Origin of the sequence: Steroidobacter sp. (assembly GCF_036402275.1) — a bacterium.
Classification (GTDB): domain Bacteria; phylum Pseudomonadota; class Gammaproteobacteria; order Steroidobacterales; family Steroidobacteraceae; genus Steroidobacter.
Genome location: NZ_DASWTF010000023.1, coordinates 30,357 through 42,680, shown reverse-complemented (window position 1 = coordinate 42,680; position 12,324 = coordinate 30,357). Strand labels below are relative to the sequence as shown.

Below are 12,324 nucleotides of genomic sequence, written 5' to 3'. Positions count from 1 at the left end.
ACGCTGCCCGCGTTCTCCATCAACGTGGTCGATGTTTCCAGCGGCGGCGCCGAACTGTCCTGGACTCCCCCGACCCAGAACACCGACGGCAGCACGCTGACCAACCTGGCCGGCTACCGCATCGCCTACGGCACCTCCCCGAACGCGATGACGCAGTCCATCCAGGTCGCGAACCCCGGCATCACTCGCTACACCATGGACAACCTCTCTCCCGGCACCTACTACTTCGCGGTCCGCGCTTACACCTCGAACGGCACCCAGAGCAGCAACTCGAACGTCTTCAGCAAGGTCGTGCAGTAATCGCAACGACAAACTCAGGCTCGATACAACGGCGACCCACTTGGGTCGCCGTTTTTCTTTGCCATCGCCTCACCTTCCATCTTGAAGGGGCTGGCGCGTGAAAAAATCCCAAGGCCGGGCCATCCGATCTCCGTCAGCGCGAGATCGAATAGCCAAGCCCACGCACGGCAACTCGATCCGACTGATACGACGCGAGCCACAAATCCTCGCCCACGAGCACCGCCGCCGACACGCCGTTGTACACGGAATCAGGCCCATCGTAAGCGATCAGCTTGAACTCCATGGAAGCAGGATCGAGCTGCGCAACGCTGTAGCCGCGGCGGCAGAGCATGCCGTCGGCCTTGCCATCGACGATCTTTCGCAGGCCGCCGCATGCGGGCTCGTCGTACTGCATGCCTGCGAGCAGCAGGCGGCCTTCTTGCCAGTGGATGTTATCTGGCATGAAGCCCGGTGCGACCGCTCGTCGCAGTGGCTTTGACGGATCGGCACGGGAGAAGACCACGACGGAGCGCCAGCCGAACGCGACGACATAGAACTCTTTGTCGTCCGGTGAGGTCTCGATGCCATTGTTGCCGGGCAACTGTGTGCCCTCGAGTAACTTGAAGGCGCCGCTGCCGGGCCGCCATTCGTAAACGCCGCCAGTGGTCCTGCCGAGGACGAAGTCGGTGATAGACGTGCCTGGATGTGTGAGCACGCTCGCGAGAATGGTTCCATCGGAATAAGTCGCGACGCTGTTGGCAGCGATTCCGTCCGGCAAAGGCGCGCATCCTATCCACGAAAGCTCAGGCTCATCCGCGCGCGCATCGATGGAGAATACTTCGATGGCTTCGCGACCACCGTGGTTCGCGACATAGAGACGATGCATTCCGGGCTCAACGGTACGCAGGCTAATGCCCTGCGCATTGAATGTTTCGACCGAAGGCGGCGACGAGCACCTCGGGAAACCTTTTCGATCATGCTGGATCTGCTCTGGCGCACCGCTGTACCACAGTCGCATCGAGTAAGAAGCCGTATCGACCAGCTTCAGCCCAGCCCCATTGGCGAATCCGCTGAACACCAACCACCGCGTGCCCGGAATACGCGCGACGTCCTCCGGCCGCTCGGCACCACAGATGAAACGCAACTTCGGCGAGTCCGCGCACTCGGCCGCCTCTGATGCGCTCACTGCTCGCGGCGTCATGCCAACCGCGAGCCACATCGTCAGCATGCCGAAGACGACATGCCGAATGGCGCGACCAGCGATTGCTCGGTGCGCCACCATTCGGCAAAGCTCGCTCGCCATTCCCACTACAGCGAGAATTGCACGCCCAAATAGTACGAGCGCCCCACCGCATCGAAGACGCTCGTATCGGTGCTCGTCTGCGAGCTGGACACGAATACAGAATCTTCATCCGTCAAGTTGGTGATGCCGGCGCGAAGCTGCCATTGCTCCGTGATGTCGAACGTGCCCACCAGATCGTACAGGTTGTAAGTCGGCACGCCGATGCCCGGATTCGCCGGCGTCGTCACCGACGTCACATCGTCCATGGCATTCTGATACCGCCAGCGCACGGACACAGACGCGCCACCGATCCCATAGCCGAGCGTCGTCAAAGCCTTGTACTCCGGATACGACGCGCCGATGGTGTTCGTGCCGCCGTATTCCTGGAACGGCGTATCCGGCAACGTCTGGATCGAGAAGTTCTTCGAATAACCGAAGCCGGTGGAAAAGAACACGCGCCCTGTACCGAAGCCCAACTCATTCAAGTCCGCGCTCCACGCGAGTTGCACGTCGATGCCGCTGGTCTTGAGTCCGCCCAGGTTCAAGTATGGCGTCTCGATGACCTGCAGCAGTCCGTTCGAGTCTCGGTTCAGCAACGTGCAGAACGAATTGTTGACGTCGTAGCCCGGGTTGGACCCATCGAGGTTGTAGCACTTGCTCAACGCCGTCAGTCCCGGAACGATCGAGATCACGTCCTCAATGCTGATGTTGTAATAGTCGACCGAGAGCGACACGCCACTAAACCACGGCGACTGCGAGCGCGGCTGCCACGAGAAGCCGACGTTGTATGTATCGGCAGTCTCCGGATCGAGATCTCGATTGCCGCGCGACAGGCCGGCGGTCGCCGTGGTCGGGAACGTATAGTTATCGATTACGGAGGCAGGAATACCCTGCGCAAGACACAGCGCCCGCACGTTTGCACCACCAGAACCCGTACGCGCCGAAGACCGAACATCGCACGGATCACCGATCGAAGCAGGCGGCGTACCGAACGCGATCTGCGCACCGCTATCGGCAGCAAACAACTCGCCAATATTCGGTGCACGGACCGCGCGCTGGTAGCCACCTCGCACCAGCAGCCCCGGCACAGGGGTCCACTTGATGTCACCCTCGTAACTGTCGACGCTGCCGCTGGTGGAATAATCCGACCGACGGAACGCCGCGCCCAGATTCAAACGCTCGATGAGCGTGATGCCACTTAGGATCGGCACATCGATCTGCGCCGCATATTCGGTCACATCGTACTTGCCCTGTGACGGCAGCGACGCGATGACGGCTTCGATGTTCTGTGAAGCCAGCTGCGAGTCCGGGCTGTATTTATAGGTGTTCTTGCGATGCGCGCCCAGCACCGCAAGCTTCACCTCGCCCGCCGGCAGGCTGAACAGATCGCCCTGAACAACGCCTTGGAAGTTCGCCTGCGTCAACACCTCGGTGCTCTTCGCAGTCGTGGTCATGTAAGCACGGCATTCCGGCGAGATCGCCATGCTATTGACCAATCCGAACGGATTGAAACCGCCTGCGCAGATCGACGCGCCGCCATCCGGCGCGTTCAGCAGATTCTGCACCTGGCTCTTCAGCACCGCGTTGTAGTTGGACTGCAAATGATTGGTGTCGTCATAGGAACCGTAGACGTCCCAGGTCCAGCTCTCGAGCGGCAGGTCGCCCTCGATGCCGACCAGGTACTGCGAAGTGTCGTAATGCTCATCCCACGACTTGGCCGGCAAGCCGACGTAACGACCGTTCCAGGTGAAGCGCGCATTCGGATCCGGCCGCGACGCCAGCAGCGTGCGCAGGTCCGCCGGTATGAACGGATTCGTCACGGGAATGCTCGTCAGCGTGCCGAACTGAGTGAGACTGCGGCCGCTGCTGGTGTGAACTTCGGAGTCCACGTGCATGAACTGCCCGTACAAGGTCAAGCTGGGCGTGAACTCATAATCGAACTTGCTGTAGATGGACGTGCGATCGAGCGGGTTCTGAATCACCGTCTGCGGCCCGACCGGCATGCGCACGTTGCCGGCGATGATCGCGTAGCCGTTATCGGTGGGCCCGCGATAGTTTCTAGCGCCAGTCTGCGTGAACAACGTGCCGTCATCGTTGAAGCCGAGGTTGAGCGTGTTGCCCACCGGCCCCGACACGCCGTAGCTGCCGAACAAACCATTGACCGCCGCCTGATTGGGCAGGTTGGTCGCCGAGGGAACGAATGTTCCCTGACCGATGAACGACGACGGCGTCACCAGATCGAAGAAGTCCCGCTTGTCGCCGTTCAATCCCTGGCGCGTCGCGTAACCGACGGACAGCAATGCCTGACCCCGATTGTCCGCGAACGACGTTCCGAACGCCGCCGACGACGTGATCTGCTCGTAGTCGCCGCGCTCCGAATTGCCATATTGCAGATCGGTCTTGATCCCCTCGAAGTGGCCGAGGGTGATGAAGTTGACGACGCCGGACATCGCGTCCGAACCGTACACCGCGGACGCACCGCCGGTGATGGTCTGCACGCTCGCGAGAATGGCGTCGGGGATGAGATTGATATCGACGTTGCCGGAGATATCGGCGAGCGGCAGGCGCCGTCCGTCGAGCAACACGAGGTTGCGATTCGATCCCAAGCCACGCAGATTCACCGTAGCATGACCACCCGTACCCTGCCCGCCGTTACCCGCCGTGCCGGCGGGCGAGAACTGCGGCAACTGATTGAGCGCCGCTTCGATGGTGACGGCGCCCGTTTCTTTCAACGCCTCGACATTGGCGATCACGATGGGACTGGGCGCGACATGATTCGGATCCGAGATCAGCGAGCCCGTGACCACGACTTCCTCCAGGCCGGTGTCGGCCTGCTCCTGCGCGGAGGCGGTGCTCATCACCGTCACCAAGCCGGTAAAGCACAGCATGGGAATCGGGCCATGGCCGCGGCGGGCGGCCTGCCATCGTGTGTGTTTCATTGTTCATCCCCCAAATCCGAACTTATCTATGTCGAACCAATCGTCAGATGAGCGCGCCCTCTCTCATTCCGTGGCAGCGAGCGCCGCGGGACGTCGCGCGAGCGAATCGAAATGCCGGGCCATGCGTTGCGCGTCCGGCGCAATGCCAGTGAACAAACGAAATGCGCCGACGGCCTGATAGATGGCCATGCCGCCGCCATCGAGAGTGCGGCAGCCGATGCTGCGCGCGGTCTTCAACAACTGCGTCTGCAACGGGAAATAGATGATCTCGACCACCCACTGCGATGCGCGCAGCATGTCGGCGGGCAGCGGCAAGCCTGGGTTCTTGGACATACCCGTCGTGGTCGCATGAACGAGTCCATCGGCGGCTTGCATCGCTACGCGCAGGTCGGTGACTGCGGAGATTTGCCGCGAGGGAAACAATTCGCTGAGAGAAGCGACCAGCGTCCGCGTCTTGGACGCGTCGATGTCGAAGATGTCCAAGCGCTGCGCGCCGAGTTTGAGCATGGCGTAAGCGACCGCCGCGCCAGCGCCGCCGGCGCCTAGCTGCACGACTCGCTGCAAGGCCGCGCCTTGCAGACCCAGCTTGAAGCTCTCCGCGAAGCCCCACCAATCGGTGTTGTGCCCGACTTTCCGGCCTTCGGAGAAAACCACTGTGTTCACCGCGCCGAGCGCTTTCGCATCATCGCTCAACGCATCCAGCATCGGCAGAATGATCTGCTTGCACGGATGCGTGATGTTCAATCCTGCGAGGCCACGCTCTGCGGCCGAAGCGAGCAACGATGGCAAAGCCGTTGCCCCGCCAGCGATGCGGTCCAGATCCAGCAGCTCATAGCGATAGTCCAGACCTTGCAGCGAGCCCTCTTCCATGTGCAGGGCCGGTGTCAGCGACTGTTGAATACCGGAGCCGATCAGCCCGGCGAGCACGCGCCGGCGGCTTTCGGTGGCGATAGCGGAGCTCACTCCCGTTTTCCTCCGCTCACCGCATCGATGAATGCGAAGGTCTTCGCCAACGCCTGCAAACTCGCTTGCCGCGTCGCCTCGGGTGAGTTGCCGATGAAACTGTGATCGACGGCTGGAATCACGACCAGTTCGGCCGGCACACCTTTGGATCGAAGCGTCGCATCGAAAGCGCGCGATTGGCTGACGGTCACGACCTTGTCCAACTCGCCGTGAATCAGCAGCGTCGGCGGATCCTTCGCGTCCACATGTGAAATCGGGCTCGCGAGCGTTGCCTTGCTGCCGCACTGAGTCGAGCAGTCAAGGTACTTGCCGGGTGCGGAACGCGCGGCTGTTTGCGATGACAGCTCTGGGATGGCGTTGAAGTCGAAGACTCCGTACCAAGCGACCAAGCCTTGCACGCAATCTGACTGAGCAGCGATCGGCGCGGCTTTGTCCGTGGCTTCCGGCGCGAGCGCCTCGACACCACAGGATGTTGCCGCGAGCGCAGCCAACTGACCTCCGGCCGAGCCGCCCCACACGATCACCTTGCGCGGATCGATGGAGTACTTCGCCGCGCTGAGCCGCAGCCACTTGATCGCATTCTTCACATCGTGAATGGCCGCGGGAAACCGGGCTTCACTGCTCAACCGATATTCGATGGACGCAACCACATAACCGCGGCGCGCGAGCGAGGCCAGCACTTCCGGCCAGTTGGCGAATGCACCCGAGTGACGCGTGTGGCCACTCTGCCAACCGCCGCCATGGATATAAACAATCAGAGGCCGAGCACCGCTCGGCGCGACCTGCCGATAGATATCTAGCCGCAACGGTCGGAATCCGGCGGGCGTGCTGAAGATCACATCGGGATAACTCTCGACATCGCTGCCGAAGGCGATCTTAGCCCTCGGGTATCGATCGTCGAGGACGGGCTCCGCCGCGGTCTCGGCCGTGACCTCCGTCTGCGCGTGCAATGGCGTTGCATTCAGCAGCGCCAGCGCCGCCGCGCCAATCCAAGCCCCCAACCTTGTATCGCCCCAACGTTTGATCGTGGTCATCGCCGCCGGCTATGTTCTGTACTAGTTCGTACATACTGCCTCGGACGCGGGCCGATGGCAAGCATCGCCGCGACTTAACCCTGAGGATCGGAGCGATAGCGCGACTGCGCAGCGATGCGAATGGCGGCGTTGCTCGCGCCGTAGGCCTGGTAGCCCCGACGCTGCACGATCTCGAAAAAGAACCGCTTGGCGAAGGCCCGCGTGAACAGCTGGAAATATTCACGCTGCCCTTCGCGCTCGTACAGGATGTTATTGGCGGCAAGCCGCTCGATCAGCGAGCTGTCCAGATCGAGGCGCGCTTGCAGATCCTCGTAGTAGTTCGCGGGAATGGGCAGCATCTGCGCGCCCTGCTCTCGCAACAGCCGCGCTGTTTGGAAGATATCCTCCGACTGCAGCGCGATCTGTTGGACGCCAGCGCCCATGAATCCATGCAGGAAGCGAGACGACAGCGTCTGCGGCGTCGACGAACTGTTCAGAACCATTCGGAAGGTGCGGTCTGACGATTCCACCGCCTGGCTGTAGACCAGTCCGAACGGATCGTCGATTTCCACCTGCGCGGTCTTGGAGACAGCAAACAACGACAGGTAGTACAACAGCCACGAGAGCATGGCTTCGTACTCCATTGTTTGCGTCACATAGTCGATGCGCAGCAGCCCGACTTGCGGCTGGGCTGAAGCGGGCTCGCTGACCGCGACGAAATCGTTCTTCCAGACGTGCTGTTCTTCGCCTGCGCGAATGAAATACAGCAGGCTCTCCCCTACGCCGCGGGCCGCGGGAATCTGCAGCTCGCCGGGACCTACCGGCTGCGAGAAGCTGCTGATCTGCAGCGCCTCTACGCGCTCCATCGCCGCCTGCACGTTTTCAACTCTCACGCCCATCGCGCACACTGACGCTCCGTGCATGTCCGCATAGGCTCTGGCGAAACTCGCCGGCTCGTTGTTGATCAGCAGATTGATTCCGTTCTGGGTCCAGCGTGTCACGCGCTTGGAGCGATGCTGACCCGTTCGCGTGAATCCCAGCGAAGAGAACATTTGTCCCAGCGGCTCGACTTCGTTGTCGTTGGCAGCGAACTCGATGAACTCGATGCCGTGACACTGCACTCGCGGCGGCCGGCCCGATCCTTTGGCGAGCAACAAGCGACGAGCCACTTGATCTTCGATGTATCGTAGCGACCGCATGCCGTCGACGGCCGTCGTCGCCGCCGCGCTGGCGCGAAAGCGATCGTTGAAGACTTCGAGCGACCAGATGCCGTCGTAACCGCGCGCTCGCAGCGCGGCCACGTAAGCTTCCAGATCGAGCTCGCCCTGCCCTGGCAGATAGCGCCAGTGGCGGCTCCATGAATGGAAGTCCATTTTCATGACAGGCGCGTCGGCGAGATGCACCAGGAAGATTCGAGCCGGATCGATGTCGGGCAGGCTGTCGATGGGTACTTGTCGCGCCAGCGAATGAAAGCTGCCCAGCACGAGGCCCAATGCCGGGTGATTCGCTTCTTTCACCACCGCCCAGCCTTCCCGGTGATCGAAAATGTATCGACCCCAAGCGAGCGCCTCATAACCGATGCGCATGCCACGCCCTTGCGCGCGATCGGCCAACTCGCGGAAATCTTCCACGATGCGCTGCCGATCTCCCGACGTGGCCGTCGATGAGTTGCTGCCGACGATCAACAGATCGGCGCCGACCTGCTCCATCGTGTCGAGCTTGCGTTCAATCAGGCTGAAGTTTCGCGTCCGTACAGCGCCCGACATGCCTTCGAAATCGCTGACGCGCTGGAATGCCGTACAAGTCAGCCCGAGGTCACGAATCATCTGCCCGACCTCGCGCGCCGCGCCGTCATAAGTCAGCAGATCGTTTTCGACCAGCTCGACGCCGTCGAACCCAGCATCCGCAATCGCGCGTAGCTTGGCGTCGAGCCGCCCGCTGATGGAAACCGAAGCAATGGACGTGAACATGGCGCTCCTCCCCGGCACGTGCGTCCGTACCAGTTCGTACACTCTACGCGCCGAGGAGCCCGCGCACCATCCCTGGCGGCCCGGGCGAACCGTCTCAGCTCTTACGCACTTCCAGCAACCGCTCCACCGCCTCGATGATGATCTTCTTGTGCCGCTTGCGGAGCTTCGGGTCCGACAGGTCGCGATCGAAAATGGCCCCGAACGTGTGCCGGTTCGATACGCGGAAGAAACAGAACGCACTGATCAACAAGTGAACGTCCACCGGATCGAGATCCGCTCGGAACACCCCTTCCTTGCGGCCCCGCTCGAGAATGCTGGTCAGCGTGCGGATCACGCTCTGGTTCACGTCCTTGATCGAGGTGAGATTGGTCATGTGCTTGGCGCGATGGATGTTCTCCACGCTCACCAGGCTGATGAACATCGGATGGGTTTCGTCGTAATCGAACGTGAGCTCGATCAGCTTGCGCATGGCCGCGCGCGGCTCCATGTCGAGCAGCTTGGCTTTTTCCTCGAGCGCGCGGATGTCCATGTACGCCTTCTCGAGCACCGCCTGATACAGGCCCTCCTTGCCCTTGAAGTAGTAATAAATCATGCGTTTCGAGGTGCGCGTGCGCTCGGCGATCTGATCGACGCGCGCGCCGCTCAGGCCGTTGATCGCGAACTCTTCGGTGGCGACCGCGAGGATGTCCTGCACCGAGGCTTCCGGATCGCGGGTCACGACCGGCATCGGTTCGGCGGTCGCTTTTTTCTTGGGCGTCTTGCTCATGGGCTACCTCGTTCATTGACACTCTGTACCGTCTGGTACATAGTGAAAAAATGCACCGGCGGGCGAAACGCCTGCCGTAATAAATATTCGCTGACGGGGGACGGGATGGAGAGCACGGCGACAGTGGCGGTGAAGGCGGACACGGGCGTCCTGCGCAGCCGGGCGCGGCTGACCGTGCTGGGGCTGATCACTGTCGGCACCATGATCAATTATCTGGATCGCGCGGTGCTGGGCGTCGCCGCCCCGTCGATGACCAAGGAGCTGGGACTGGATGCGGTGGTGATGGGCATCGTGTTCTCGGCGTTCTCTTGGACCTATGCCGCGGCCCAGATTCCGGGCGGCGCATTCGTCGATCGCGTCGGCGCGCGGCTGTCGTATTTCTGGTCGGTCAGCATCTGGTCTGTTTTCACGCTGCTGCAGGGCTTCGCGTCCGGTCTGATTTCCTTGCTCACGTTTCGCCTTGGACTGGGCGTCGCTGAGGCGCCATGTTATCCCACCAACAGCCGCGTGCTAAGCACATGGTTCCCGCAACATGAGCGGGCCCGCGCCACCGGCGTGTATTCGGTCGGGCAGTACTTCGGCCTGGCGTTCCTGAGCCCGCTGCTGTTCTGGATCGTCGCCGAGCTCGGCTGGCGCGCGCTGTTCGTGATCGCAGGCTTAGCCGGCATCGCGTTCGCGGCGGTCTGGCTGAAAACCTATCGGGAGCCGCACGATCATCCCACCGTCAACAGCGCCGAGCTGGCCTACATCGAAGCCGGCGGCGGCCTGGGTTACCGGGGCGCGGCCACGCCCTTCCAGTGGCGAAATATCATAGGACTGCTGAAACATCGGCAGGTGCTGGGCGCGTCCATCGGGCAATTCGCCGGCAATTCCACGCTGGTGTTCTTCCTGACCTGGTTCCCGACCTACCTCGCCACCGAGCGCAACATGGGTTGGCTCAAGGTAGGTTTCTACGCGGTGATGCCGTTCATTGCCGCGTCGGTGGGCGTGCTGGTCGGCGGCTGGGTCTCGGACACGATCATCCGACGCACCGGCTCGGCGACCCTGGGCCGCAAGCTGCCCATCCTGAGCGGCTTGCTGCTCGCCTCCACCATCGTGATCGCGAATTTCGTGGACAGCGACCCCGTGGTCATTGCGATCCTGTCGGTGGCGTTCTTCGGCCAGGGCATGGTGAACCTGGGCTGGACCTTGATCACCGACGTGGCGCCGAAGCGGCTGATCGGCCTGACCGGCGGCGTCTTCAACTTCTGCGCCAACCTGGCAGGAATCATCACGCCGATCGTGATCGGCGTGATCGTGGGCGCCACCGGTTCGTTCTTCTTCGCGCTCGCCTATATCGCCGTCGTCGCCGTCATCGGCGCACTGTCGTACATCTTCATCGTCGGCGAGGTGAAGCCGGTGGAGATGGATATAGTTTGAAACGGCCTCAGTCCCGAGGCGTCCGTGGCGCGCCGGGGCCGACAGCGCCCGGCATGTTCACGGTTGAGAAGAAGTCCATCCGCTTCACATCGAAGCGGCCCGTGCGGATCTCATCGCCAAACTCGACGAATTCCTGATTGCGCACCGTGAACCTAGGAACCTTCACCTCGCTCGTCGTCGGGTTGCCGGTGGCCGCGAACGTCACGATAACATCGGACATCTTGTCGGCGAGCGCGCGGTCGTAGTCGGTCCAGGCTCGCGTGCGACGAATGCGGTTATAGACATCCTGCGTCAACAGAAAGAACGGAACTTCGCTGGTGTGATATGCGCCGGCGGTCGCAGGATTGAGATCGGCAATGGCGACGCCGGGCTCGTATGTATGCGGATGGCTGTACATGTAGATGTGAACTGCCGCCTTGCCCTTCGCGGCTTGACCCAGTCCCCAGCTACGGATCGACGTCGCCATCCCGCCGTCCCGAACTGCCGTGGCCCCGACCGAAGGAACATCGGCATCGGTCCGCACCGGGTATAGCTTCAGGAACTCGCCGGCCTTGTCGCCAAAGTACTTGTTTGCCGCCGCCTTGAAGTCTTCGATCGAGCGCGCGAAGCGAAGCTCGTTGCCGCTTTCATCGCGCGTGAAGCCGATGAGCAGCGGCACGTCGTTCTGCTGACCGCTGCTGAAGATCTCTCGCGGCGTAGTTGGCATGAAGTGAGCGTCGACGTTCGGCCGGAATCGCACAGTGCCCGCCGTCCCGCCCAGTTGAAACTCCGCCTGTGCCGCAAGAATGCGATCAGCCGGCACATTCCGCAGACCCGCGAGCGAATCCGCGCCAAGCACGCGCTGCAACTCCAGCCCCGACTGCTCTGCTTCCGTTTGTGAGATCGGATCGCCGCCCGCACGCAGCCCGCCGCCACTCATGCCGACGATGCGATGGAACAAGCCCTTCGCAACAGGACTCGCCTGCAAGCTGAAAGCGGAGCTTGCGCCGGCGGACTGCCCCATCACCGTCACGCGGTTTGGATCGCCGCCGAAGCGCTCGATATTGCGCTGGATCCACTGCAGGGCTGCGATCTGGTCGAGATGGCCATAGTTGCCGGAAGCTCGATGCGGCGAGCTTGCGGTCAACTCGGGATGCGCCATGAACCCGAATGCGCCGACGCGATATCCCGCGCTCACGTAGATGACACCCTTCTGCGCGAGTCCTTCGCCGCCGTAATTCGGCATGCTGGCGGAGCCAATCGACAGACCGCCGCCATAGAGCCACAGGATGACCGGCGCCTTTTCACCTTGAGGCAGTGAGGCGGGCGCCCAGATGTTCAGATACAAACAATCCTCGCTAGTCGCCTCCTCGCCGAAGTAATGATTGATGTTGTGAGGACGCAGGATCTGAATGCATTCGGGCGCGAAGCGATCGGCGTTGTATACGCCTTGCCACTGCTCGCGCGGTTGAGGTTCACGCCAGCGCAGATCGCCCGTCGGCGGAGCCGCGAATGGCACGCCGAAGTAGGCTCTCACACCCGACGGCAAAAGTTTCCCGCTAAGCTTGCCCGTGTCGATGCTCACGGGATCGCCAGGGATCGGAGTTTCGACGATCTGCGCGGCCGCGCTGCCCATCCACAACGCTGTAGCCGCCATCAACGCGCGCAGCACGGAGGCGCGCACGCCCAAAGACTTCTGCATTCATTCTCCCGA

At 62.1% G+C, this 12,324-nt stretch carries 9 protein-coding genes; 2 read left to right on the top strand and 7 right to left on the bottom strand.

What is annotated here, in order from left to right; translation table 11 throughout:
- Positions 1-300 (top strand): fibronectin type III domain-containing protein (locus VGD45_RS11280; RefSeq protein ID WP_331155398.1); only part of this gene is annotated, 300 nt, incomplete at its 5' end.
- Between the two features lie 133 nt (positions 301-433).
- Here the strand turns inward: VGD45_RS11280 and VGD45_RS11275 are convergent.
- The 6 genes from VGD45_RS11275 to VGD45_RS11250 all read right to left on the bottom strand — a co-directional run bounded on the left by VGD45_RS11275 (position 434) and on the right by VGD45_RS11250 (position 9,212).
- Entirely contained in the window at positions 434-1,561 is a 1,128-nt protein-coding gene (locus tag VGD45_RS11275; RefSeq protein ID WP_331155397.1) for a hypothetical protein, read from the bottom strand.
- Positions 1,562-1,587: 26 nt separating this feature from the next.
- The gene (locus VGD45_RS11270; protein ID WP_331155396.1) at positions 1,588-4,500 is read right to left on the bottom strand and encodes a TonB-dependent receptor plug domain-containing protein; all 2,913 of its coding nucleotides are present in this window, start codon (positions 4,498-4,500) and stop codon (positions 1,588-1,590) included.
- A gap of 63 nt (positions 4,501-4,563) precedes the next feature.
- A complete protein-coding gene (locus tag VGD45_RS11265; protein WP_414717577.1) occupies positions 4,564-5,451 on the bottom strand; it encodes a shikimate dehydrogenase in 888 nt (295 codons plus the stop codon).
- An 8-nt stretch (positions 5,452-5,459) separates the two neighbouring features.
- Positions 5,460-6,497 (bottom strand): alpha/beta hydrolase, encoded by a 1,038-nt coding sequence (locus VGD45_RS11260; protein WP_331155394.1) that lies wholly within the window; start codon positions 6,495-6,497, stop codon positions 5,460-5,462.
- 74 nt (positions 6,498-6,571) lie between these two features.
- Entirely contained in the window at positions 6,572-8,446 is a 1,875-nt protein-coding gene (locus tag VGD45_RS11255) for a bifunctional sugar phosphate isomerase/epimerase/4-hydroxyphenylpyruvate dioxygenase family protein (protein ID WP_331155393.1), read from the bottom strand.
- A gap of 94 nt (positions 8,447-8,540) precedes the next feature.
- Positions 8,541-9,212, bottom strand: coding sequence for a TetR/AcrR family transcriptional regulator (locus VGD45_RS11250; protein ID WP_331155392.1), 672 nt, complete (start codon positions 9,210-9,212; stop codon positions 8,541-8,543).
- 105 nt (positions 9,213-9,317) lie between these two features.
- Between VGD45_RS11250 and VGD45_RS11245 the strand changes: the two genes are divergently transcribed.
- Complete coding sequence (locus tag VGD45_RS11245; RefSeq protein ID WP_331155391.1) at positions 9,318-10,631, top strand: MFS transporter; 1,314 nt, start codon at positions 9,318-9,320, stop codon at positions 10,629-10,631.
- Positions 10,632-10,638: 7 nt separating this feature from the next.
- On the opposite strand, the gene VGD45_RS11240 is transcribed toward VGD45_RS11245, so the two are convergent.
- Positions 10,639-12,312 carry a carboxylesterase/lipase family protein gene (locus tag VGD45_RS11240; protein WP_331155390.1) on the bottom strand — a complete coding sequence of 558 codons (1,674 nt, stop codon included), beginning with the start codon at positions 12,310-12,312 and terminating at the stop codon, positions 10,639-10,641.
- Positions 12,313-12,324 lie beyond the last annotated feature (12 nt).

Excerpts from the sequence above, each read along its gene's own strand:
- VGD45_RS11275 (WP_331155397.1), bottom strand. The coding sequence starts at position 1,561 with ATGGTGGCGCACCGAGCAATCGCTGGTCGCGCCATTCGGCATGTCGTC.
- VGD45_RS11270 (WP_331155396.1), bottom strand. The coding sequence starts at position 4,500 with ATGAAACACACACGATGGCAGGCCGCCCGCCGCGGCCATGGCCCGATT.
- VGD45_RS11260 (WP_331155394.1), bottom strand. The coding sequence starts at position 6,497 with ATGACCACGATCAAACGTTGGGGCGATACAAGGTTGGGGGCTTGGATT.
- VGD45_RS11255 (WP_331155393.1), bottom strand. The coding sequence starts at position 8,446 with ATGTTCACGTCCATTGCTTCGGTTTCCATCAGCGGGCGGCTCGACGCC.
- VGD45_RS11250 (WP_331155392.1), bottom strand. The coding sequence starts at position 9,212 with ATGAGCAAGACGCCCAAGAAAAAAGCGACCGCCGAACCGATGCCGGTC.
- VGD45_RS11245 (WP_331155391.1), top strand. The coding sequence starts at position 9,318 with ATGGAGAGCACGGCGACAGTGGCGGTGAAGGCGGACACGGGCGTCCTG.
- VGD45_RS11240 (WP_331155390.1), bottom strand. The coding sequence starts at position 12,312 with ATGCAGAAGTCTTTGGGCGTGCGCGCCTCCGTGCTGCGCGCGTTGATG.